This window comes from Micromonospora arida (genome assembly GCF_042873195.1).
In the GTDB taxonomy this organism is placed as follows: domain Bacteria; phylum Actinomycetota; class Actinomycetes; order Mycobacteriales; family Micromonosporaceae; genus Micromonospora; species Micromonospora arida.
Genome location: NZ_JBIALC010000002.1, coordinates 848,707 through 871,624, shown reverse-complemented (window position 1 = coordinate 871,624; position 22,918 = coordinate 848,707). Strand labels below are relative to the sequence as shown.

Genomic DNA, 22,918 nt, shown 5'->3' with positions numbered 1-22,918 from the left:
AACGCGGTACGGGCCGGTCACGGATTCCGTCAGTGACCGGCCCACGTCTACCGGGTGGGTCGCCAGGCCCGCATGGCCCGCTCGACCTGGACGGTGACCTGGTAGGACACCTCCGGTAGATCGGCCAGCTCGATCCGCTCACCGCGCATCGCCAGTTGGGCGTGCAGCTCCCGGGCAACGGCGTCACGAAGCTCGACCAGCAGGGGCGACAACCCGTCCGGGTCGCCGACGACGTACGCGTCCGACATGAATCCACTCTGCTCCCGCGTCCCGCCGTTCGGCCAGGCGCGGTGAGATGTGTCTGCCGGGCTTGACCCAGCCCTGGGCGGCGGTATGGCGGTGTCCCGCGCGTGGTCGCCCGTTGATCCACTCGGCTTTCAGGAAGTCGCTGTGTCCTGCGTCCCGGGACACCGCGACGTCGCGAAACCCGAGTGGATCTTGCGCTTGCCGGGCCACCCCCGGGTCGGGTCGCAGCTCGCGTTACCCCGATATGCGCGTCACGGCATGACGCAGCGTTGAGTGCTCGCTACCGTGCGGCAGGTGGGGTTGCACGACCCCGACAATCGCGGCGGAAGGTGGGGTGCGGTGACCACAATGGTGTCCACGGCGGCGCTGATCCGGGAGCAGCTCCGGCGGTCGCGGCTCGCGGCCGGGCTCACTCAGGAGGAGTACGGCAGACGCGCGCACTAATCGCCGTCCATGGTGTCGGCCGTCGAGTTGGGGCAGACGGCACCCAACGAGGCGTACCTGAAGCGGGCCGACGAGGTGCTCGACACCGGTGGCTTGTTGACCTCGCTCCGCGACCTGGGCCGCCGCGACGGCGAGCCGGTCTGGTTCCGCCCGTGGCTGGGGGTCGAGCGGGTCGCCACCCAACTGCGCTGCTTCGGCGCGACGATGATTCCCGGGCTGTTGCAGACCGCCGACTACGCCCGGGCGGTGTTCCGGCTCGACCTGGGGCTGACCGCCGACCGGGTGGAGGAGTTGGTGGCGGCCCGGCTGGAGCGGCAGACGATCCTCGACCGTGAGCACCCGCCGCAGCTCACCGCCGTGATCGACGAGGCCGCGTTGCAGCGCTTCGCGGAGGGGTGCGCCGGGGTGCTGGCCGACCAGTTGCGGCACCTGGTGGCGTGCGCCCGCCGCCCGCACATCAGGGTGCACGTGCTGCCACAGGGTGTGGGCCTGCACGCCGGCCTCTTCGGGCCGTTCATCCTCGGCCGCACCGCCGACGGCAGTTGGCTCGGCTTCCTCGACAACCAGACCGGTGGCACCGCCGTGGACGACATCTTCGAGGTGGCGACCCTGCTCGGAAGGTGGGAGAGTCTGCGCAGTGACGCGCTGCCCCGGCAGCAGTCGATCGACCTGCTCGAGGAGATCGTGAAGCCATGGATCTGACCGGAGCCCGCTGGCGCAAGTCCACCCGGAGCGGCAACGACGCCGGCGCGTGCGTCGAGGTCGCCGACAACCTGGCCGGCCGGGTGCACGTCCGCGATTCCAAGGACCGCGACGGCGGCCTGCTGACCTTCACCCCCGCCGCGTGGCGGGCCTTCGTCGAGCTGGCCCGCACCCACTGACCGGCCACTCAGCCGGGTAGCCGCAGGCGGCCCCGCACCCGACCCGGGCCACCCATCAGGATGGCCCCGGAAGTCTCGCTCGCCCACGCGTCCGCGATCAGCCGCCGAACCAGCCGGGCACGTCGAGCCGGAACCAGTTGGCCGAGGCCATCGCGCGCAGGTCGTCCTCCAGGGCGGTGACCCGTTCCGGGCCGAGCGTGTCTGCCCACTGTGCTCGCAGCCGGTCGAAGATCTCGGCCGAGCGGCGTAGCCCGTCGGCGCCGCGCGGGGTCACCCGGACCAGCCGCCGTCGGGCGTCGGAGGGGTCGTCGACCCGCTCCAGGTAGCCGACGGCCACCAACCGGTCGACGGTCTTGCCCGCGGCCTGCTTGGAGATGCCCAGCCGCTGGCCCAGCTCGGTGGCGGTGGTGCCATCCGCCCCGACCGCCTGGAGCACGAAACCGTGCAGCGGTCGCAGCTCCGGATGCCCCTCCCGGGCCAGCTCGGTGTGCAGATCGTCGATCAGCGTCCGGAAGCCGGCCAGGAGCAGCAGCGGTAGCGCGAACCCGGGGCGCGCGGGATCAGCGGTTGCCATGTTCGACAACCACGTTTACTATTTCGTCAACCACGTTGACCATCTTACGTCGTCCGATCCAAGCTCTGGAAAGTAGGCAGCCATGCCCGTCTTCACCGCTCACACCGCCGAGACCGCACCCGCCGCCGCCCGACGAGCCATCGAGGGCGTACGCGGCCGGTTCGGCTGGCTGCCCACCCCGGTGGCGCTGATGGCCGATTCGCCGCAGTTGCTCACCGGCTTCCTCACCGCCAGCGCGGGCTTCGAGCAGACCGATCTCACGCCGCTGGAGCGGGAGGTGGTCATCCTGACGGTCTCCACCAGTCACGAATGCCATTTTTGCGTCGCCCTGCACAGCGGCAAGCTCACCCAACTCGGCGCGACCGCCGAACTGATCAGCGCGCTGCGTGCCGGCTCGGCGCTGCCCGAGCCGCGACTGGAGGCGCTGCGCCGCTTCACGCTGGCCGTGCTCGACCACCGGGGCGCAGTGCCGGACGACGAGCTGGACGACTTCCTGGCCGCCGGCTACCAGCCCCGGCACGCGCTGGACGTGGTGCTGGGCGTCGGCGCGTACACGATGTCCACCTTCGCCAACCGGCTCACCCGGGCACCGCTCGACCCGCCACTGGCCGCCCACGCCTGGACGCCCGCTGCCTGACCGGGGACACCTGCGGGCCCCCTGCTCAGGCCGCCTGAAGGAAGTCCCGCAGCAGGGCGAGCATCTCGTCCGGGCGCTCCTCGTACAGCCAGTGCCCGCAGTCCTCGATCACCTCGCCGCGGACCGTGTCGGCGTACCGGCGAACCTGCTCGGCGACCTGCCCACCGAGACTGGCCGCCGCCCCGACAGCCAGCACCGGCATGGTCAGCTTCGTGCCCCGGTACGCCGCGTTGTCCGCGATGTCCTGCTCGAACGCCCGGAAGTAGGCGAAGCTGGCCCGCAGGTGCGCGGGGTCGCGCAGGTGGTTGGCGAACTCCTCGATGTCGTGCGCGGCCATGCTGCCCTTGCGCACCATCAGCGCGTCGGTGAACTTGTCCACCCAGAGCGACTCCCGCCCGTTGACCAGCGCCTCCGGAAGCCCGTTGCCGAGGGAGAAGTAGCCGAAGTTCCACACCCCGGGCCCGGCCGAGGTGAGCGCGGGGAACGTGTAGATGCTCTCGTCGGGGATCGGCGCCTCGCTGAGCACCAGCCGACTCACCCGCTGCGGATGGGCGGCGGCGTACGCGTACGCCACCATGGTCCCCAGGTCGTGCCCGACCAGCCGGAGGTCACCGGTCAGGCCGAGCTGATCGAGTAGTCCGTGCAGGTCGGCGGCGACCGTCTTCTTGTCGTACCCGCCGTCCGGGGCGTCGCTGCCCCCGAAGCCGCGCAGGTCGGGCGCGACCACGTCGAAGGAACGCCCCAACTCGGGCAGCAGGTGCCGCCACATGTGCCAGCACTGCGGATACCCGTGCAGCAGCACCAGTGGCGGGCCGGCACCCCCACGGACGTAGTTCATGGTGATCTGGCCGACCCGAGCCCGCTGCTCGGTGAACCCCGCCGGAACCCGTTCCACGCCCATCGCCGCCTCCGCCCGCCGTCCGCCCGCCCGTGCCCTATGCCGTCCGCCCGCCCATGCCCTATGCCGTCCGCCCCGTGGGCGTCCGGCCCGCGTGCGTCCGCCCCGTGGGCGTCCGCCCCGTGGGCGTCCGGCCCGCGTGCGTCCGGCCGGTTCCGCCCGCGCGCCTCCGTCCGCCCGCCGCCTGCCCGGCTACCCGCTCAACCGCCCCCCATGCCCGCGAGGTTCGGGTCCTGCCGGTTGATCCACTCGCCTTCCTTGAAGTCGCGGTGTCCGGCGGCCTGGGACACCGCGACTTCCTGAAAGCCGAGTCGATCTAGACCCGCCGCCCGCCGCCCGTCGCGCCGCCTGCCGCCTGCCGCTGACAGGGGGCGATCGCGAGCGTCACAGCACCCGGCTTGGGGCGTGGGGGAGCCGGTGCGGGAGACTGGGTGACATGGCGGCTCGTGGCTTCCCGTACACCGATCTCAAGGACTTCCTCGCGGCGCTGGAGCGCGCGGGGGAGTTGCGCCGGGTCGACGTCCCGGTCGACCCGACTCTGGAGATCAGCGAGGTGGTCACCCGCACGGTGCGGGCCGGCGGCCCGGCGCTGCTCTTCGAGCGTCCGACCCGGGGCGAGATGCCGGTGGCGATCAACCTGTTCGGCACCGAGAAGCGGATGGCGATGGCACTCGGGGTGGAGAACCTCGACGAGATCGGCGCGCGGATCGGCGAGATGCTCAAGCCGGAACTGCCGCAGGGCTTCTCGGGCATGATGGGCGGGCTCGGCAAGGTCATGCAGCTCAAGTCCATGCCGCCGAAGAAAATCAAGACGGCCCCCTGCCAGCAGGTGGTCTACCGCGGCGACGACGTCGACCTCAACCGGTTGCCCGGGCTACAGGTTTGGCCGGGCGATGGCGGGATCTTCCACAACTTCGGGCTGACCCACACTAAGCACCCCGAGACGGGCAAGCGCAACCTCGGGCTCTACCGCCTGCAGCAGCACTCGCACAACACCATCGGCATGCACTGGCAGATCCACAAGAACTCCACCGCGCACCACGCGGTCGCTGAGCGGCTCGGGCAGCGCCTGCCGGTCGCGATCGCCATCGGTGCCGACCCCGCGGTCGCCTACTCGGCCAGCGCGCCACTGCCTGCGGACATCGACGAGTACCTGTTCGCCGGTTTCCTGAGCGGCGAGCGGGTGGAGATGGTCGACTGCCTGACCGTGCCGCTGCAGGTGCCGGCGCACGCGCAGATCGTGCTGGAGGGCTACATCGAGCCGGGCGAGCGACTGCCGGAGGGCCCGTTCGGTGACCACACCGGCTTCTACACGCCGGTCGAGCCGTTCCCGGTGATGCACATCGAAGCGATGACCATGCAGCGCAACCCCGTCTACCACTCGATCGTCACGTCGCAGCCGCCGCAGGAGGACCACGGCCTCGGCAAGGCCACCGAGCGGATCTTCGCACCACTGCTGCGCTTCCTGATCCCGGACATCGTCGATTACAACCTGCCCGCCGCCGGGGTCTTCCACAACTGCGCGATCGTGTCGATTCGTAAGCGCTACCCGAAGCATGCCCAGAAGGTGATGAACGCGATCTGGGGCGCGCACATGATGTCGCTGACCAAGCTGATCGTGATCGTCGACGAGGACTGCGACGTGCACGACTACAACGAGGTGGCCTTCCGCGCCTTCGGCAACGTCGACTACTCGCGCGATCTGCTGCTCACCGAGGGCCCGGTGGACCACCTCGACCACGCGTCGTACCAGCAGTTCTGGGGCGGCAAGGCGGGCGTCGACGCGACCCGCAAGCTACCCACCGAGGGCTACACCCGCGGCTGGCCAGAGGGGATGAGCATGAGTCCCGAGGTCACGTCCCTGGTCGACAAGCGCTGGAAGGAGTACGGAATCTGATGGCCGTCCTCGACGCACCGGCCGCGACGCCGGGCCGGACCAAATCCTTCCTGAAGCTCGTCGCCGTCGAGCACTCCGTCTTCGCGCTGCCGTTCGCGTTCCTCTCCGCGCTGGCCGCCATGCAGATCAACGGCGGCCGGGTACGGTGGCTCGACCTGCTGCTGATCACCGTGGCGATGGTCGGGGCGCGGACGTTCGCGATGGCCGCCAACCGGATCCTCGACCGCAAGATCGACGCGCGGAACCCGCGTACCGCCGGTCGGGAACTGGTCACCGGAGCGGTGAGCGTGCGGACGGCCTGGACCGGCGCGGCCGTCGCACTTGTGGTCTTCCTCGCCGCCGCCGCCCTGCTCAACCCACTCTGCCTGGTGCTCGCGCCGCTCGCCGTGGTGCCGCTGGTCGTCTACCCCTACGCCAAGCGGTTCACCAACTGGCCGCACGCCATCCTCGGGATCGCCCAGGCGGTCGGCCCGGTCGGCGCGTGGCTGGCGGTCACCGGCACCCTGGACGGCTCCGGGCCGGCCTGGCTGCTCGGCGTGGCAGTGGGGCTGTGGATCGGCGGCTTCGACCTGATCTACGCCTGCCAGGACTCCGAGATCGACCGGGAGATCGGCGTGCACAGCGTGCCCGCCCGGTACGGTCGGCGCTTCGCGCTGCACGCGTCCACCGTCGCGCACGTGGTGACCTTCGCCCTGTTCATCTGGTTCGGTGCGCTGATCGGTCTCGGCTGGCTCTGGTGGATCGGGCTGGCGCTGACCGCTGTGGCGTTCGGCTACCAGCACCTGGTGGTCACGCCGACCGACCTCAGCAAGGTCAACCGGGCGTTCTTCACCGCAAACGGGTTCGTCGGCATCGCGCTGTTCCTCTTCGCCCTGCTCGATCTTGTGGTGCGGCTCGGCCTGCGCGGCTAGTCCTGGCCGCTGTGGCGGCGGCAGACGGCGGCGGTGCGCTCGGCACCGCCGCCGTCGGCGTTCCGTCCGGGCATTTGTTCTATCAACACTAGAACAAGTAACCTTTACGCATGCTCTTCCGCATCGACCCCTCGCTGGATGAGACGCTCTTCGCCCAGCTCGTCACGCAGGTACGCCTCGCCGTGGCCCAGGGTGTGCTCCAACCCGGTGAGCGGCTGCCCGCCGCCCGCGAGCTCGCCGCCTCGCTCGACCTCAACGTGCACACCGTGCTCCGGGCCTATCAACTGCTCCGGGACGACGGGCTGATCGAGCTCCGACGGGGTCGCGGCGCGATCGTCACCGCCCGACCCGCGGCCGACCACGCAAAGCTGCTGGCCGCCATCGACGAGGTGGTGCGCGAGGCGCGTGCCCTGCGCTTCTCCCCGGAAGCCACCGCCACACTCCTCAAGGAGGCGTTCTCATCATGACCACCGGCACCGAGCCTGCCCGTGCCCAGCGCCAGCGGATGCGTCTCGTCGGCCTGGCGGTCACCACCTGCGGGCTCGCTATCCTCGCCTTGGCCGCCGCCGTCGCCCTCTCCTGGCGTGGCGACCTGCCCGATCCGGTCGCGACGCACTGGGGAGCCCAGGGCAGCCCCGACGGCTCCATGTCCCTCGGTGCCTTCCTCTGGGCCGGCTTCGGTTCGGGCGCCCTCCTGGTGCTCGGCTTCGGCGCGGTCACGACGCTCTGGGGGCAGTCGGCGGCGAGCCGCCGCATCGGCGCGGGGACCACCATCTGGTTGGCGCTCTTCCTGGCACTCCTCCAGCTCGGCACACTGCACGTGCAGCTCGGTCTGGCCGACGCGCGCGAGGCCGGCGGAATCGGCGGCGCACTCACCCTGGGGACCGTTGCCTCCCTCGTCCCCGCCGTGCTCGTCGGCCTGCTCCTGCCCGGCGACCCGCCTCAGCCGGCCGACGCCCCCGTCTCGCCCGAGGCTTCCCGCGTCCCCCTGGCACCGAACGAACGGGCGGTCTGGATCGGGCACACCGGCGCCGGGCCGGGGATCGCCCTGGGCGCGGTGGCCATCGTCGTCCTGGTCGCGCTCGCCGTCGTCAGCGGTGTGTGGGGTCTGCTGATCGTCGCGGCGCTGCTGGTCGGGGTCTTCGTGGCGATGTTCGCCTTCACCGTCCGGGTCGACGAGACCGGCCTGCTGGTCCGGTCGTCGGCCGGCTGGCCGCGCACTCACGTCCCCCTCGACGAGGTGCTCCGCGCCAGCGTTGTCCAGGTTCACCCGCTGCGCGAGTTCGGCGGTTGGGGCTGGCGGGTGGGCCGCGGCGGCCGGGTCGGCATCGTCCTGCGTGCGGGCGAGGGTCTGCTCGTCGAGCGGACCGGCGGGCGCTCGATCGTCGTCACGGTCGCCGACGCCGGCACTGCCGCCGCCCTGCTCAACACCCTCGCCGACCGTCACCGGCGGACCCTTTGACCCGGTAGCCCACCTCCCGGGGTCAGCTCCGGGACGCCGAATATCGATTGCTCTCCAGCGACCAGTCGATCGTGCCGCGCACCGAGCGGGCGATCCCCTCCACGTGCGCGGCCACCGCCGGATCCAGTTCCGGGCCGAAGGACGGGATCGTGGCCCGCAGCTCCGTGAACCGCCCCATCGTCGTGCGCCAGCGATCCACCGCCGCTTCCACGGCCCGCTCGTCCGGCAGGCGCTGCTCCCTCGCGATGGCCAGCACCAGGTTGTGCCCTCCTGAGATGACGCGGTCCTTCTCCAACGACACCAGGTCGTTGAACCAGGAGAGCAGGTCGTTGCCGGTTGCGGCCAGCGCCCGTAGCGCCGGGTGGTGGTAGACGGGGTCTGGCAGCGCGTGACCGGTGACGAACTCGATCATGGTGTACGACACGTACGCCGCCGAGGTCGCCCGGCGCAGCGCAACGTATTCGGCGACAGAAGGGACGTGGCTCCTGATCTTGTTCTCCGCCTCCGTCCGGTCGCCTTCCAGGTGGTGGGCGACCGCGTCGGCGAAGCGCTGCTGCCAGGGCGGGGGCATCCGGGCACGCGGCGCTTGCCACGCGTCCGCGAGCATCCGGCGCAGCGGTCCCCGAAACCCCGCCGTGCGGGCGCCAGGGCCGTGGCGCAGCACGCGGAGCACGCCGTCCCGCAGGGCAGCGACGTCCGCGCCGCTCGCGCCGTGCGGTCCGTCGCAGGCGTCGTCGAGCAGGAAGAACCAGGTCCAGAGGGCGGCGACCGTACGCAGGTCGGCGGCGCCGGCGTCAGGGTAGAGCCGACCCGCGTACCAGGCGATGCGACCGGCGTCCAACCGACACAGCTCGTCGTCGTCCAGCGGCAGGTCGAAGCGGCGCACCCAGCCCGCCAGCCACTCCTGGGTCGCCTCGGCATGCGGCGAGCACCGCGAGGGAAGGGGACATTCGGCACGTAGTGTGCGGGCTGCCGCCACCGTCATGGGTCGTACCGTCCCTCCGGTCGCTGCACAGAGGTTTCCCCCATCCGAGCATGTCAGAGATCGGCTGTCGATGATGTCCGTCGTGGGCCGGGAGGACGACGGACGGGCGAGGGCGGGGGCCACGGCACGGCGCCCGGCCGGACCAGGCAGGCTGGGGGCATGCGGGAACCATGGGTGGTCGGGGTCTCCGGTGCCTCCGGTACGCCGTACGCGGCGGCCGTCATCGGCGGACTGCTCGACGCGGGCGAGCCGGTCGACCTGATCGTGTCCCGGGCGGCACGACTCACAGTGCTCGACGAGACCGGCCGGCCCTTCCGTGACGGGCACTGGGCCGAGGACCTCGCCGCCTGGCTGGATCGGGACCTGACCACGGCGGATGTGCGGCACTGGCCGGCCGGCGACCTGGCCGCCGGGCCGAGCAGCGGCTCCTACCGGGTACGCGGGATGGCGGTGGTCCCGGCCAGCACGGCCGCCTGCGCGGGCATCGCGATCGGGCTCTCCAAGGACCTGTTGCAGCGCGCCGCCGAGGTCAACCTCAAGGAACGCCGTCCCGTGGTGCTGGTCCCCCGGGAGACACCGGTGACGCGCAGCCACCTGGAGCACCTCATCGCCCTTCACGACGCGGGCGCTGTGGTGCTGCCGGCCAGTCCCGGCTTCTACGGTGCCGGCGCGGCGGCCAGCGCGCAGCAGCTGGTCGACTTCGTGGCCGGCAAGGTGTTGGACGCGCTCGGCGTCCAGCACACTTTGTTCCGGCGGTGGTCCGGCCAGCTCGGCGCAGCCCGAAGCTGAGCCGTCCCGCTCGTGCTGGGTCGTTCGCTCGCGCTGGGCACCGCTGTGCTGCTCAGCACGAGCGGTGCTGTCCGCCGGAGCGGGACGCGGACCGGACTGGTGTCCGGTCCGCGTGGCGTTGTCCGCACCAGTTCAGTACATGCCGGCGTTGGCCGGACCCGGCCCCGTGGACGCCGCCGGCCCCACGTTGCGTGGTTTACCGACCTCATCCACCTCGTCCAGCATGCCCTCCCCCTCAAGCAGGGCTCGCACCTCGGATTCCCGAAACCGGCGATGCCCGCCTGGAGTCCGGATGCTTCCTATCCGGCCGGCCGCCGCCCATCTCGTCACAGTTTTCGGGTCTACCCGAAACAGCGCGGCGACCTCACCCGGTGTCAGCAGGCGATCTCCAGTGTCCACAGCCCCCTCCTCGCGTCGACGAAGCCCCCGGCTGAACACACTGCCCCCGGCTGGTGCGTAGCCCAGAGCCGTCATGAGGGACGTATGGCAATTACAGCACCAGGGACATGGCCTGTCCGCCCAAACGCGAAAAATGCACTGAGTGGGGAGTTAGTAATGTTACTGGTGCTACCTCTGCCCTGACCGGCGGTTTATGAACAGTGACTCACCGCTCAGTCCAACGGGTGCCGAAGGCCGCACGTTACGTGTGAACGGTTAAGGTCACTCTCTGTGGATGCCATCGACCTGAGCCTCGTCGACCTGCTGCGCGGCAACGCACGCCTCTCGTACGCCGAGTTGGCCCGACAGGTGGGCCTCTCGGCCCCGGCCGTGCACGAGCGGGTCGGCAAGCTGGAGAGCAGCGGTGTGGTCCGGGGCTACCGGGCGGACGTGGCCCCGGAGTCGATCGGGCTGGGTGTCACCGCGTTGATCGGCATCGTCGAGGACTCCGGTGCCGACAGCGACGACATGCTCGAGTCGCTGCGGGTGCTGCCCGAGATCGAGTCCTGCTACTTCATGGCCGGCGTGGAGTCGTTCCTGCTCAAGGCGCGAGTCGGCACGATCGCCGAGTTGGAGCAGTTGATCGTGCGGCTGAACCGGACGCCCGGGGTGGCCTCCACCCGTACCGCCATCGCGCTCTCCACCAAGTGGGAGAACCGCCCCCAGCCGGTCGGCCCGCCCGCGGCCTGACCGCCGCGTACCCCTGGTGTCGCCCCGGCGGCCGGCGGTAGCGTGCGCCGATGACCCCGCCAGCGCGTCCCGTGGCCGTGGTGACCGGCGCTGCCGGCGGCCTGGGCCGCGCCATCGCCACCGCCCTGCACACCGACGGTTGGTCGGTGCTGCTCACCGACCTCGACCCGGTGGCAGTGCAGAGCGCCGCGGCGCCGCTCGGCGGCTGGTCGGCCGCCCTGGACGTCCGGGACGAGGAGGCCTGCGCCGCCATCGCCGCGAACGCGGCCGGCCGGGGTGAGCTCGCCCTCTGGGTCAACAACGCCGGCATCCTGGTCACCGGGGCGTCGTGGGAGCACGACGCCGCGACCCGCCGTCGGGTGCTCGACGTGAACACCCACGGCGCCATGAACGGCACCCTCGCCGCGCTGACCGTGATGCGCGGGCAGGGCCACGGCCACGTGCTCAACGTCGTCTCGTTGGCCGGGCTGGTCGCCGCGCCCGGCGAGACGGTGTACGCGGCAAGCAAGCACGCCCTACTGGCCTTCAGCCTCGGCACCCTGTCCGACCTGCGGATGGCCGGGTACCGGCGGGTGCACGTCTCCTGCCTCTGCCCGGACGGCATCTGGACCCCGATGCTGCACGACCGGCTGGACGACCCCGGGGCGGTGGCCTCGTTCACCGGATCGATGCTGACCGCGCAGCAGGTGGCTGCCCGGGCGGTCCGGCTGGCCCGCCGGCCACGTCCGGTGGTCAGCCTGCCCCGCTGGCGGGGAGCGCAGGTGCGCCTGTTGGACGCCCTGCCCAGGTTGGCCGTCGCGCTGACCCCGCTCATCCGAGCCGCCGGCCGGGCCGGTCAGCGCCGCCAACACCGCAGGTCAACGCCGCCGGACCGGCGCTGACCACCGCTGGCCCGCTTGCTAGGTTTCCGAACGTGACTCATCTCGACCGGTGCGACGAATCCAGCCGAACCTGGGTGACCGAGGCGATCGCCGCCGTCGAGGCAGACGCGAACCGGTCCGCCGACACCCACCTGCTGCCGTTCCCGCTGCCTCGGGAATGGGGGATCGACCTCTACCTCAAGGACGAGTCGTCCCACCCCACCGGCTCGCTGAAGCACCGGCTGGCCCGCTCGCTGTTCCTCTACGGGCTGTGCAACGGCTGGATCGGGCCGCGCACCACGATCGTCGAGGCGTCGTCGGGTTCCACGGCGGTCTCCGAGGCGTACTTCGCCCGGATGCTGGGCCTGCCGTTCATCGCGGTGATGCCCGCCTCCACCTCGCCCGAGAAGATCACGCAGATCGAGTTCCAGGGCGGCCGGTGCCACCTGGTGGACGACCCGGCGAGCGTGGTGGTCGAGGCCCGCTGGCTCGCCGAGGACTCCGGCGGGCACTTCATGGACCAGTTCACCTACGCCGAGCGGGCGACCGACTGGCGGGGCAACAACAACATCGCCGAGTCGATCTACGCGCAGTTGGAGCTGGAACGGCACCCGATCCCCGCCTGGGTCGTGGTGGGCGCCGGCACCGGGGGCACCAGCGCGACCATCGGCCGCTACGCCCGGTACCGCCGGCTCGCCACCAAGCTCTGCGTCGTCGACCCGGAGAACTCGGCGTTCTACCCGGCCTGGCTGGCCGCCGACTGGTCGGTACGCACCGGGAAGGGCTCCCGCATCGAGGGGATCGGCCGACCCACCGTGGAGGCGTCGTTCCTGCCCTCGGTGGTGGACCGGATGGTCCAGGTGCCGGACGCGGCGTCGCTGGCCGCGATGCGCGCCGGATCGGCGGTGCTCGGCCGCCGGGTGGGCGGGTCCACCGGCACCAACCTGTGGGGCGCGTTCGGCCTGATCGCCGCGATGCTCGCCGAGCGTCGGACCGGCTCGGTGGTCACCCTGATCTGCGACCCGGGCGACCGGTACGCCGACACGTACTACGCCGACGACTGGGTGGCCGCCCAGGGCCTCGACCTGACCCCGCACCTGGCCACCATCGACCGCTTCCTGGCCAGCGGGACCTGGCCCGCCTGAACCGGTCAGAGGGATCCTGGTCCGCCTGAGGCCCATCGGCCGGCCCTGGCCCGCCGGGCCGGGGTGCTGATCAGCGCGGGTCGATCCGTTCGGCCAGCCCGGGGTAGCGCACCACGTAGCCACTGTCGTCCAGATCGATGTCGGCCGTGAAGGTGCCGCTGGCGAAGCGCACCCGACCCGGCCCGAGCCCGGTGTAGATCTGCTCGGCCGGCACCACCTCCAGGCCGGGCAGCAGCACCCAGGCAACGGTGATCCGGTGTGCCACATCGGCCGGCTCGGCCGCCATCCGAAGCCGGTGGACCGGCAGGGTGTTGAACAGCGGCGAACCGCTCAGGTCGACGTCGAGCGCGTCGGCCAGCCGGTCCGGGTCGTCCGTACCCGGCAGACCGGCCCGGCGATGACCGGCCGCGACCAGGGCTGCGTCCAGGTCGCCCTGCTCGGCGGTGGTCACCCGCCAGCGGCCGGCGGCCCGCTCCAGGGTCACCCGGCGCAGCCAACCGAGACCCTCGGCCTCGACCTCGACCCGGGTGGTGGCCCAGTCCGGCGTGGTGGTCAGCTGGTAGCGGGCGGTCCACGGGATCGGGTCCACGGCGAGCAGAGTGCCCCGGGCCGCCAACCCGTGGCCGTCGTCGAGCAGGACCTGCTCGCTGCCGGCGGTGTCAGTCCGGGACCAGAAGATTGACTTCGGCATGGTCGGCATGAGCCGGACGTTACGCGACCTGCTCGGTATCGGCAGGGCATGCGCGAACGCCGCCGCGAAGCCTGGGCTTCACGACGGCGTTCGGTGGATCAATCAGTGGGTACGCGCTGCCGGTCGCCCGCCGAAACCGCGCCGGTCGTCACGCGGGCGGTCCTCGCGGGGCCGGTCGTCGCGGGGCCGGTCGTCCCGGACCCGGCTCTCCGGGCGGAACCCACCCCGAGCGTCCCGGTCGCCGAAGCGCCGCTCGCCGGTCGGTCGGTCGCCCCGACCGTCGCGGTCACCGAACTGCGGCCGGTCGCCGAACCGACGCTCGCCCTGCGGCCGGTCGCCGTAGCCCCGGGTGTCCCGGTCGCCGTAGCTCCGGTCGCCCTGCGGCCGGTCGCTGTGCTGCCGGTCGCCGAAGCGGCGCTCACCCTGCGGGCGGTCGCTGTAGCTCCGGTCGCCCTGCGGGCGGTCGCCGAAGCGGCGCTCGCCGGTGGGCCGGTCGCCGTAGCGGCGCTCACCCTGCGGGCGGTCGCTGTAGCTCCGGTCGCCCTGCGGACGGTCGCCGTAGCTCCGGTCGCCCTGCGGACGGTCGCCGAAGCGGCGCTCGCCGGTGGGCCGGTCGCCGAAGCGGCGCTCACCCTGCGGGCGGTCGCTGTAACTCCGGTCGCCCTGCGGACGGTCGCCGAAGCGGCGGTCTCCGGTGGGCCGGTCGCCGAAGCGCCGGTCGCCCTGCGGACGGTCGCCGTAGCGGCGCTCGCCTCCCGTGCGGTCACCGAACCGGCGCGGGCCGCCGGAGCGGTCGCCGTAGCCCCGGGGCTCCGCCTCGACGCGGACCGGGACGCCGCTGGGCTCGCGGGCGCCGACCAGCTCGGCCAACGCCGCGTCCCCGACCCGGACCCGGGTCTCGGCCGGCGCGACGCCGGCCTTCTCCATCATCGCCAGGGTGGTACGGCGCTGCTTGGGCAGCACCAGCGTGGCGACCGCGCCCGACTCGCCGGCCCGGGCGGTACGCCCCGCGCGGTGCAGGTAGTCCTTGGGGTCCTTCGGCGGGTCGACGTGCAGCACCAGGGTGACCCCGTCGACGTGGATGCCTCGCGCCGCCACGTCCGTGGCGACCAGCACGTTCATCCGGCCCTCACGGAACTCGGCGAGCGTCTTGGTGCGCATCCGCTGGGTCTTGCCGCCGTGCAGCCCACCGGCGCGTACGCCGACGGCCGCGAGCTGCTCGACCAGCCGGTCCACCCCGAGCTGGGTACGGGCGAAGACCATGGTCCGGCCATCCCGGGCGGCGATCGAGGCCGCCACCGGGAACTTCTCGTGCGGCGGGATCAGCAGCATGTGGTGGTCCATGGTGGACACAGAGGCGGTGGACGGCGCCGTGGAGTGGGTGACCGGGTCGGTCATGAACCGCTTGACCAACGCGTCGACGTCACCGTCCAGGGTGGCCGAGAAGAGCAGCCGCTGACCGTTCGCGGGCGTCTTCGCCAGCAGATCGGTCACCTCGGGCAGGAAGCCCATGTCGGCCATCTGGTCGGCCTCGTCGAGCACCGTGACCTCGACATCGTCGAGCTGGCAGATGCCCCGCTCGATGAGGTCGCCGAGCCGGCCCGGGGTGGCCACGATGATCTCCACGCCGCGGCGCAGCGCGTCGATCTGACGGTCGTACGGAACGCCGCCGACGGCGGTCTTGAGGAAGATGCCAACGGACTTGCCCAGCGGCACCAGGGCGTCGTTGACCTGCATGGCCAGCTCGCGGGTGGGCACCAGGACCAGGGCGCGCGGACGCATCGGCCGGGCCCGGTTGCGGTTGGCCAGCCGGGCGATCATCGGCAGCCCGAAGGCGAGCGTCTTGCCCGAACCGGTCTGCCCGCGGCCCAGCACGTCGCGGCCGGCGAGCGCGTCCGGAACGGTGGCCCGCTGGATCTCGAACGGGCTGGTGATGCCCTGCTGCGCCAGCGCGCGAACCAGCGGCTCGGGCAGGCCGAGGGAGGCGAAGCTGATCGGTTCGGCGGTCTCGGTCGGCTCGGCCTGCGCGGTCGCCACCGGCGCGGTGTCGGCCTCGATCGACGGGACGTCGAGCTGCTCCCGGGCGGTGTCGGTCGCCGGGACTGAGTTGAAAACGGACGTAACGGTGCTGGGGTCAGCAGAGGTGGTCAACAAAAACCTTTCGAGCGGGGCGCATCTTCGCGATGGCCTGCCGCGGCTGAACCGCCGGATCGCCCGCAAGATCGCCCAGGGGCGCACACCACGCGCGCCGGGTCAGTGATCTCAACCAGTGTACGGCGGTCTGGCGAAGCCGCCAGCCGGTTGACCGACCGTAGTGGGCGGACTCACCATCGCTGGCACTCGCTGGCTCACCCCTTGAGCACGCTGCCCACCAGACCGTCCAGGGCGTCACCAGCCAGCAGAACGACCATGACACTGATCGCCACCAGCAGCCCCAGAGCGGCGGCAAGGACGATCATCACCCGGGCGTTACTGGACCGCTCGGCCGGCGTGTCGGACCAGCCCTGGGCCAGGATGTGCCCGGTCAGCGAGCCGGAGTTCTCCACCGCGTTGGCGGGTATCGCGACAGTGGTGAAGCCGGCGCCCTCGCCGTTGCCGTAGACGGTGCCGGCCAGGTCGGTGCGACCGTCGTGCCGCCCACCACGGGCGCCGGCGGCCTCCCGTCGAGCGGAACCAGCCGGTGGGCGGCTCGGTGACGCGGTCACCCGGGAGTTTCCGCTGTTGCCTGTCGACGAAGGGGCCCCGGCGGTGGACGGTGGCCAGCTCGGCAGCGCTGGTGCGGGCACCACCGGCGGCGCGGAGGCGGGTGCCCCGGCCCATCCGGCACCGGACGTCGGGCGGGTCGCCCCACCGGGGGACGGCCACCCGGCCGGTGGTGCGGAAACCGGAGCGCTGGCCCGTACGCCGGGCGTGTCGGTCATCGCCGGCGGCGGCGGAAACGGCGGTGCGGGCATCGGGCCGGGCGGGGCCGGTGGTGCCGGCACCGGAGGACCGGGTGGCGGCAGCGGCGGGCTCGGGACGGGCGGCGTCGGCGGGCCGGGAATGGGCGGCACCGGCGAGGGCGGTGGGATGGGCGGGCCGGGAACGGGCGGAACCGGACCGGGCGCCGGCGTGGGTCGAGGACCCGGCGTCGGCACCGGATCGGGCGGGTACGGACCCGGGGCCGGCGCGGGCTCCGGTTCCGGTGGCGACGGCTCGGTCGGCCCGGGACCGGGTGGCGTGGGGTCCGGCTCCGGCTCCGGAGTCGACGGCGTCGGAGGTTGGGCCGGCTCGGCACCCACCGGCGCGGCTCGATAGACGGCGGGTGCGCTCTCGCGACGGTCCGGGGTGCCCAGGGCGCTGGCAGTGCCCCGGCTGCTGCTCGGAACCGTGGCGCTGGCCCGGGCCGGCGCGGAGGAATCGCTTCGCTGGCCCGGCAACGACACGTCGGCTGGGCTGGCCGAGCCGGTCGCACGGTAGGTGGTCGCGGTGACCGGAGCGCTGGCCGGCAGGTCACTGCGGAGAGCACCGGCGGTCACGACGCTGGCGCGTGCGCGTACCGGTGCGGCCGCCGGGTTCTGGCGCTCGTCGCCGCCGGCGGATGCGTCGTCGTCGGCCTCGGTCGAGGCGTCCGCGACGACCGCTGCCGTGCCACTGCCGACCGGGCCGCTGACAGCCGGGGCGGCGTCGCTGTCATCGGAGTCGGCGTCCGCCGAACTGGTGTCGCTGCCTGTCGAGCTGGTGGCCGGGCTGGCGTCGGTGGTGGCCACCGGGTCGGCGGTGTCCGGCCCGGGTGGGCCGGCCTGGTCGACCACGGGGTCGACAGTCTCCGCCGGATCTCTCTGCTCGGCCATTTCCGCCCTCCGCGCCATGCTCGCACCCGGACTCGTGACGTCGAGTCGGATGTGCCTGGTTGTCACGGTGCCACAGATCGCCCCGAGCGGACAGCCGGAGCCGGTCGTGGCGGATCAGCCTGCGGTGCTGGGGCTGGTCGTCGCGCTCGTGCTCGCCTTCGGCGTGGTCGTCGCGCTCGTGCTCGCCTTCGGCGTGGTCGTCGCGCTCGTGCTGGCCTTCGGCGTGGTCGGCGGAGACGTGCTGGCCGGCGCGCTGGTCGGCGCCGGGGGCAGGGTCGTCGGAGTGTTGCTCGGGGTGTCGGACGGCTTCGGCGTGGTGCTGCCGGTCGGGGTGGGCGTCGGGGTGGTCGTCAGCGTCGGCGTGGGCGTCGGCTTCGGCGTGGTGGTCTTCGTGGGCGAGGGGGTGGGCGTCGGCTTGGTCGTCTTCGTGGGCGACGGGGTGGGCGTCGGCTTCGGGGGCGAGACGGGCGGCGTCGGATTGGTCACGACCGGTGCCGACACCGCGCCGATCACCCGGGTGGCGGCGTACAGCCGGGACCAGCGGACGACCGAGATCTTGACGACGTCCCCCGTGGTGGGCGCCTGCACCATCTTGCCGTTGCCGATGTACATGCCGACGTGGTGGATCGTCGTCCAGCTGCTGCCCGAGGCGAAGAAGAGCAGGTCGCCCGGGAGCAGCGCGCTCTGCGGGACCGTGCGGCCCCGGGTGGCGGCGTACTGGTCGCGGGAGACCCGGGGCAGGTCGAAGTAGTCGGCGCCGGGGGACCGGTACGCCGCCCACATCAGGCCGGAGCAGTCGAACTGGTTCGGCCCCTCCTCGGACCACTTGTAAGGGTCGCCGAGCTGGGCGAGCGCGTACCGGACCGCGGCCAGTGCCCGGGGGTGTGCGGCCATGCCGCTGATGCTCTGGTTGGAGACGTAGCCGGCGCCGATCTGCTGCTCGGCGGCCTCCTGCTGGCGTTCGATCTCGATCAGCGCGGCGGCGTTGTCCCGGCGCAGCTTGAGCAGGCTCGCCTCGGCGGTGCGGAGCGCCGTCTCACCGGCGGTGAACTCCGCCGCGGCGGCGGCGAGCTGATCCTTGGCCTGGGTGTGCTTCTGGTACGCGGCCTGCTCACCGGCGCGGGCCCGGGACAGCTCCCCGGCCACGCCGGTGGTGCCGCCGTCGACCTTCTCGCCACGGGTGATCGCCTGGAGGCGGCTCAGCCCACGGATGTCCTGGGCGAGGTCACCCGGCGGCAGTGCGGCGGCTGCCTTGACGGCCTCGGAGGCGGCGGTGTCAGCCGCCTGCTGGGCCCGGAGCAGGGTGTCCTGCGCGGTCGCCAGCGCCTTGCCGGCCGCGTCGACCTGCGCCTGCGCGTCGACGCGTTTCTGCCGGCTCACCAGCAACGCCTCGCCGAGCGCGCCGACCTGAGTCTCTCCGGCGGAGATCGCGGTGGCCAGTGGACCGTTGCCGATGTTGACCACCGGCGTGGCGGGCACGCCGGCGACCGGCGCGCCGCCGGGCAGCTGAAGCGAGCCGGTGACCGCCGGGCGCGAACCGGTGTCCGGCACGGTGGTCGGCACGCCGGGCTCCGCGTACGCGGGGGTGGCCAGCACGGCCGCGGCGATCGCGCCGAGCAGGGCGGCCCAGAGCTTCGGACGCAGGACCGGCGAGATCACCGGGCTCCGTCGTCGCTGCCGTCGCCCGCGCCCGCTGTAGACCATGCCGCTCCCCGTCCAACCGCTCGTCGTCGCGCTCGGTGGGCGCGACCGCCGGGACGGTACCAGTGTGTGTGTTCCGCCCCACCTTGTTACTACCGCACAGCGCCACTCATGTCGATGCGTTGTCGGGTTACGGGAGGCTGAGAGTCTGGTGAAGTGGGTCGCTGCCGGCGACCGTGCCGCCGGGCCCGTCGGCACCGCGACGTACGCTCGATCCGGACCGCAGGTGGAAGGGACGTGCCATGGACGCCGGACTCAAGCGTGAGCTCGAAGCGAAGGTGTACGCCGGTGAGCGGCTGACCCGGGAGGACGGGGTCGCCCTCTACGAGAGCGACGACCTGACCTGGCTGGGGCGGCTGGCGCACCACAAGCGCACCGAGTTGAACGGTGAACGGGTGATGTTCAACGTCAACCGGCACCTCAACCTGACCAACGTCTGTTCGGCGTCCTGCGCGTACTGCTCGTTCCAGCGCAAGCCGGGCGAGAAGGACGCGTACACGATGCGCATCGACGAGGCGGTCCGCAAGGCCAAGGAGATGGAGGACGAGCAGCTCACCGAGTTGCACATCGTCAACGGCCTGCACCCCACGCTGCCCTGGCGTTACTACCCGAAGGTGCTGCGCGAGCTGAAGGCGGCGCTGCCGAACGTCAAGCTCAAGTGCTTCACGGCGACCGAGGTGCAGTGGTTCGAGAAGATCAGCGGCCTGAGCGCCGACGAGATCCTCGACGAGCTGATGGACGCCGGCCTGGAGTCGCTGACCGGTGGTGGCGCGGAGATCTTCGACTGGGAGGTCCGGCAGCACATCGTCGACCACGCCTGCCACTGGGAAGACTGGTCGCGCATCCACGCGCTGGCACACAGCAAGGGCATGAAGACCCCGGCGACGATGCTGTACGGCCACATCGAGGAGCCCCGACACCGCGTCGACCACGTGCTGCGGCTGCGCGAGTTGCAGGACGAGACCGGTGGCTTCGCGGTCTTCATCCCGCTGCGTTACCAGCACGACTTCGTCGACTCGGCGGACGGCAAGATCCGTAACCGGATCCAGGCGCGCACCACGATGGCCTCGCCGGCCGAGTCGCTGAAGACGTTCGCCGTCTCCCGGCTGCTCTTCGACAACGTGCCGCACCTGAAGAACTTCTGGGTGATGCACGGGCTGTCGGTGGCCCAGCTCTCGCTGAACTTCGGCGTGGACGACCTGGACGGCTCCGTCGTCGAATACAAGATCACCCACGACGCCGACTCGTACGGCACCCCGAACACCATGCACCGCGACGACCTGCTGCACCTGATCTGGGACGCCGGCTTCCAGCCCGTCGAGCGGGACACCCGCTACAACGTGGTCCGGGAGTACGACAAGGCCCCGTCGCTGGCTGAACGGCGTGCCGAGCCGCAGCAGGTCTGGGCCTGAGCCACCACGTACCCTCGCAGTCGATGACCGAGCAACGAGGACCTGAGCAGCAGAGCGGCTTTCCCCGCCGGGACGCCGAGGGCCGCATCCGTACCCTGGGCGACCTGCTCGGGGTGTGCCTGGCCGGCCTGGTCATCGGCGTGCTCGCGCTGGTGCTGTTCGACTGGGCGTTCGCCTCGATCGGCGCCGGCGACTTCGGGCACACGAACGGTTGGCTAGCGGTGATCCTGCCGGCCTGGCTGTTCTGGGACGACTTCCGGGCCTGGGACTTCGGCGCGGCCCGGGTGGTGGCGGCGGTGGTCGCCGCCGCCGTCGGGGTGTTCGCCGGGCTGCTGATCGCCGGGCTGGGCGCGGGGTTGCCGCCGCTGCTCTCCGGCGCGTTGGCGGCGGCGGCGTTCACAGTGGCGTACGCGGCCCTCTGGTTCCCGGGTGTCCGCTGGCTCGCCCGCCGGACCGGCTGACCACGACCGCCCGCCGGGCGGCTCGACCCTTCCGCCGGCAGTGGCGGGCGACGGAGAGAACGGAGTGGTGCAGGTGAGCGCCGCGCTCAAGTACACGCTGGGCCGGATCGGGCTGTTCGTCGCCGTGCTGGGCGGCCTCTGGCTGGTCGACATGAACGTGTTCCTGAAGCTGATGCTGGCGTTGGTGTTCTCCGCCGCGCTCTCCTTCTTCCTGCTGCGCGGTTGGCGGGACGAGATGGCCGGGGAGATCGCCGAAGCAGCCGAGCGCCGCCGCACCGAGAAGGAACGCCTCCGCTCCGCCCTGGCCGGCGAAGACCAGACCCCCGACCCCGACTCAAACCCCACCCCCGACCCTCCCACCCAGGCCCCCGACTCCCAGCGTTGATCAAGAGGTTTGCGTCACCGGAAGCCGTCCTGGTGACGCAAACCTCTTGATCAACCCGCTCGTCTGGGGGTGTTACCAGTTGGTGGAGCCGGGGACCTTGGGCCAGGGCTTTGCGATGGGCTTGATCAGGTACGCGATGCCGCCGGAGCCACCGGAGACGCCGCCGCTGGCGTTGGTGCGCTTGGTGCGCAGCCAGATCTGCTCGAACTGCGCACGCTTGTAGACGTTGCGCACCACGTCGTTGCTGGACGAGGCCGGGTCGTTGACGATCACGTCGCCGTCAGCGGTGAAGCCGACCACCACGAACAGGTGCCCGGAGGTGCCATAGTTCGCCCCGTCCAGCTCGCTGGCGAGGAAGGACTGACTGGTCACGACGGGGATGCCGGCGGCGATGAAACGCTCCAGCTCGTCCAGCGAGTGCAGCCGGGTCACCCGGCCCTCCAGCCCGGGGAAGCTGGCCGCGTACGCGGTGTTGAACGGCCAGTTGCCCGCGCCGTCGTACGCGTAGTCGTAGGTCATCCGCGCGGCGTGGTTGACCGTCGGGTCGGGGTAGGTCGGGTCCACCCAGGAGGTGTCGGCCGTCGACGGTTTGCGTCCCCAGTACTCGACCACCATCTCCGTCGAGGTGGGTGAGCACCACGCCTCGCCGCCGCCGTCGTACTCGGGGTAGTGCCCGGAGTGCACGTTCTGCGAATAGCGCGGCACCGGCAGTTCCCGGCCCCAGGCGATGTGTCCGGCGCTCGGCGGCACGGTGAACCGGTCCGGCACTGTGCTGCTCATCGCGCCCAGCATCCGGACCACCGGGGCGGCGCTCTGCCCGGGTGCGCGGTAGAGGGTCAGCTTGAGCTGGTACGACCGCAGCAGCACCCCGGCGGTGGCGTCGTCGATGCTGAAGGTGTCGGTCCAGATCGTCGACCAGGGGTCGCCCTGCCGGTTGACGCTGGTCCGCTTGATGTCGGTGTCGCCGGACGCCCAGCGACCCAGGACGTACCACGGAGTCTGGTCGCCGCTGGTGTAGCTGCCCTGCATCTCCACCTGGATCCAGGTGCCGGCGGGGGTCTCCGCGTTCCAGGAGGCGATCAGCTCGGTGGCGTCGAACCCGACCCGGGTCACCGGCGAGGTCCAGGTGCCGTACTCCCAGGTGCGGGTGGCGCCGGTGTGCGGGTCCGCGTACTCGATGGTGCCGGCCGGACGGGCCAGGGTGACGCCCGCTCGGGCGCCGGGCACGACGCGGGTTCCGGCCCGGCTGCCCCGATGCCAGTCGGCGGGCCCGGACCAGTCCTGGTAGGTGATCTGCTCGTCGTGGGCGGGGGCGGGCGGGTGGGCCGCCAGCGCGGGCGCAGTGCTGGTGAGCAGGGTGAGCGCGGTGACGCCGGCGAGGGCGGCCGCGCGCAGGCGGGATCTGGCCATGGGTGCTCCGCGGTGTCGAGGGGGCATCGTCGCTGGTCAGTTTTCCGCTTGGAGGGAAGTTTCGCCAGATGTTGATATGTGGAAAATCATTGCCGCCATGATGATCCGCCTGGGATGGCCAACGCAGCGATCAATGTTGATATGACCATGTGACAGGTGGTGAAGTGT

Annotated in this window: 23 protein-coding genes and 1 pseudogene; 14 read left to right on the top strand and 10 right to left on the bottom strand. The window is 71.9% G+C overall.

Annotated features, from left to right (window positions below; all coding sequences use genetic code 11):
* Positions 1-47: 47 nt before the first annotated feature.
* Complete coding sequence (locus tag ACFYP0_RS10740; protein WP_355496017.1) at positions 48-248, bottom strand: hypothetical protein; 201 nt, start codon at positions 246-248, stop codon at positions 48-50.
* Between the two features lie 346 nt (positions 249-594).
* On the opposite strand from ACFYP0_RS10740, the pseudogene ACFYP0_RS10735 reads away from it, so the two are divergent.
* Positions 595-1,392: pseudogene (locus ACFYP0_RS10735) on the top strand (helix-turn-helix domain-containing protein).
* A complete protein-coding gene (locus ACFYP0_RS10730) occupies positions 1,383-1,571 on the top strand; it encodes a DUF397 domain-containing protein (protein WP_355496020.1) in 189 nt (62 codons plus the stop codon). The pseudogene ACFYP0_RS10735 and the gene ACFYP0_RS10730 overlap by 10 nt, the downstream one beginning before the upstream one ends.
* Positions 1,572-1,668: 97 nt before the next feature.
* On the opposite strand, the gene ACFYP0_RS10725 is transcribed toward ACFYP0_RS10730, so the two are convergent.
* Entirely contained in the window at positions 1,669-2,145 is a 477-nt protein-coding gene (locus ACFYP0_RS10725; protein ID WP_355496023.1) for a MarR family winged helix-turn-helix transcriptional regulator, read from the bottom strand.
* Positions 2,146-2,227: 82 nt separating this feature from the next.
* Here ACFYP0_RS10725 and ACFYP0_RS10720 point away from each other — a divergent pair, with 82 nt between their 5' ends.
* Positions 2,228-2,782 carry a carboxymuconolactone decarboxylase family protein gene (locus ACFYP0_RS10720; protein ID WP_355496025.1) on the top strand — a complete coding sequence of 185 codons (555 nt, stop codon included), beginning with the start codon at positions 2,228-2,230 and terminating at the stop codon, positions 2,780-2,782.
* A 25-nt stretch (positions 2,783-2,807) separates the two neighbouring features.
* Here ACFYP0_RS10720 and ACFYP0_RS10715 read toward each other — a convergent pair whose 3' ends face one another.
* Complete coding sequence (locus tag ACFYP0_RS10715; protein WP_355496028.1) at positions 2,808-3,683, bottom strand: alpha/beta fold hydrolase; 876 nt, start codon at positions 3,681-3,683, stop codon at positions 2,808-2,810.
* Positions 3,684-4,116: 433 nt separating this feature from the next.
* Here ACFYP0_RS10715 and ACFYP0_RS10710 point away from each other — a divergent pair, with 433 nt between their 5' ends.
* The 4 genes from ACFYP0_RS10710 (at position 4,117) to ACFYP0_RS10695 (ending at position 7,950) form a co-directional block, all read left to right on the top strand.
* Positions 4,117-5,577 carry a menaquinone biosynthesis decarboxylase gene (locus ACFYP0_RS10710; RefSeq protein WP_355496030.1) on the top strand — a complete coding sequence of 487 codons (1,461 nt, stop codon included), beginning with the start codon at positions 4,117-4,119 and terminating at the stop codon, positions 5,575-5,577.
* Entirely contained in the window at positions 5,577-6,488 is a 912-nt protein-coding gene (gene mqnP, locus ACFYP0_RS10705; protein WP_355496033.1) for a menaquinone biosynthesis prenyltransferase MqnP, read from the top strand. The genes ACFYP0_RS10710 and mqnP overlap by 1 nt, the downstream gene beginning before the upstream one ends.
* A gap of 110 nt (positions 6,489-6,598) precedes the next feature.
* Complete coding sequence (locus ACFYP0_RS10700) at positions 6,599-6,955, top strand: GntR family transcriptional regulator (protein ID WP_124854291.1); 357 nt, start codon at positions 6,599-6,601, stop codon at positions 6,953-6,955.
* Positions 6,952-7,950, top strand: coding sequence for a DUF1648 domain-containing protein (locus ACFYP0_RS10695; protein ID WP_355496036.1), 999 nt, complete (start codon positions 6,952-6,954; stop codon positions 7,948-7,950). Before ACFYP0_RS10700 ends, ACFYP0_RS10695 begins: the two co-directional genes overlap by 4 nt.
* A gap of 22 nt (positions 7,951-7,972) precedes the next feature.
* Here ACFYP0_RS10695 and ACFYP0_RS10690 read toward each other — a convergent pair whose 3' ends face one another.
* Positions 7,973-8,935 carry a terpene synthase family protein gene (locus ACFYP0_RS10690; protein ID WP_355496039.1) on the bottom strand — a complete coding sequence of 321 codons (963 nt, stop codon included), beginning with the start codon at positions 8,933-8,935 and terminating at the stop codon, positions 7,973-7,975.
* Positions 8,936-9,094: 159 nt separating this feature from the next.
* On the opposite strand from ACFYP0_RS10690, the gene ACFYP0_RS10685 reads away from it, so the two are divergent.
* Complete coding sequence (locus ACFYP0_RS10685; protein WP_112677595.1) at positions 9,095-9,724, top strand: UbiX family flavin prenyltransferase; 630 nt, start codon at positions 9,095-9,097, stop codon at positions 9,722-9,724.
* Between the two features lie 132 nt (positions 9,725-9,856).
* Here ACFYP0_RS10685 and ACFYP0_RS10680 read toward each other — a convergent pair whose 3' ends face one another.
* Positions 9,857-10,123: a BldC family transcriptional regulator gene (locus ACFYP0_RS10680; protein ID WP_007454516.1), complete on the bottom strand. Its 267-nt coding sequence runs from the start codon at positions 10,121-10,123 to the stop codon at positions 9,857-9,859.
* A 270-nt stretch (positions 10,124-10,393) separates the two neighbouring features.
* Between ACFYP0_RS10680 and ACFYP0_RS10675 the strand changes: the two genes are divergently transcribed.
* The 3 genes from ACFYP0_RS10675 to ACFYP0_RS10665 are packed head-to-tail and all read left to right on the top strand — an operon-like array spanning position 10,394 to position 12,857.
* Entirely contained in the window at positions 10,394-10,852 is a 459-nt protein-coding gene (locus ACFYP0_RS10675; protein ID WP_091395696.1) for an Lrp/AsnC family transcriptional regulator, read from the top strand.
* A gap of 50 nt (positions 10,853-10,902) precedes the next feature.
* Positions 10,903-11,733 (top strand): SDR family NAD(P)-dependent oxidoreductase, encoded by an 831-nt coding sequence (locus ACFYP0_RS10670; protein WP_355496043.1) that lies wholly within the window; start codon positions 10,903-10,905, stop codon positions 11,731-11,733.
* Between the two features lie 32 nt (positions 11,734-11,765).
* A complete protein-coding gene (locus ACFYP0_RS10665) occupies positions 11,766-12,857 on the top strand; it encodes a PLP-dependent cysteine synthase family protein (protein WP_355496046.1) in 1,092 nt (363 codons plus the stop codon).
* Between the two features lie 70 nt (positions 12,858-12,927).
* On the opposite strand, the gene ACFYP0_RS10660 is transcribed toward ACFYP0_RS10665, so the two are convergent.
* From ACFYP0_RS10660 to ACFYP0_RS10645, 4 genes are all read right to left on the bottom strand, one after another.
* Entirely contained in the window at positions 12,928-13,548 is a 621-nt protein-coding gene (locus ACFYP0_RS10660; protein WP_124854297.1) for a putative glycolipid-binding domain-containing protein, read from the bottom strand.
* A gap of 102 nt (positions 13,549-13,650) precedes the next feature.
* Complete coding sequence (locus ACFYP0_RS10655) at positions 13,651-15,585, bottom strand: DEAD/DEAH box helicase (protein WP_355496172.1); 1,935 nt, start codon at positions 15,583-15,585, stop codon at positions 13,651-13,653.
* A 311-nt stretch (positions 15,586-15,896) separates the two neighbouring features.
* Positions 15,897-17,381 carry a hypothetical protein gene (locus ACFYP0_RS10650; RefSeq protein WP_355496049.1) on the bottom strand — a complete coding sequence of 495 codons (1,485 nt, stop codon included), beginning with the start codon at positions 17,379-17,381 and terminating at the stop codon, positions 15,897-15,899.
* A gap of 114 nt (positions 17,382-17,495) precedes the next feature.
* Complete coding sequence (locus tag ACFYP0_RS10645) at positions 17,496-19,085, bottom strand: C40 family peptidase (protein ID WP_355496051.1); 1,590 nt, start codon at positions 19,083-19,085, stop codon at positions 17,496-17,498.
* A gap of 239 nt (positions 19,086-19,324) precedes the next feature.
* Between ACFYP0_RS10645 and mqnE the strand changes: the two genes are divergently transcribed.
* The 3 genes from mqnE (at position 19,325) to ACFYP0_RS10630 (ending at position 21,340) form a co-directional block, all read left to right on the top strand.
* Positions 19,325-20,494, top strand: coding sequence for an aminofutalosine synthase MqnE (gene mqnE / locus ACFYP0_RS10640; RefSeq protein WP_091395685.1), 1,170 nt, complete (start codon positions 19,325-19,327; stop codon positions 20,492-20,494).
* Between the two features lie 23 nt (positions 20,495-20,517).
* Entirely contained in the window at positions 20,518-20,955 is a 438-nt protein-coding gene (locus ACFYP0_RS10635; protein WP_124853316.1) for a hypothetical protein, read from the top strand.
* A 73-nt stretch (positions 20,956-21,028) separates the two neighbouring features.
* Positions 21,029-21,340 (top strand): DUF4229 domain-containing protein, encoded by a 312-nt coding sequence (locus tag ACFYP0_RS10630; protein WP_355496056.1) that lies wholly within the window; start codon positions 21,029-21,031, stop codon positions 21,338-21,340.
* Positions 21,341-21,412: 72 nt separating this feature from the next.
* Here the strand turns inward: ACFYP0_RS10630 and ACFYP0_RS10625 are convergent, their stop codons facing one another.
* Entirely contained in the window at positions 21,413-22,750 is a 1,338-nt protein-coding gene (locus ACFYP0_RS10625; RefSeq protein WP_355496058.1) for a C39 family peptidase, read from the bottom strand.
* Positions 22,751-22,918 lie beyond the last annotated feature (168 nt).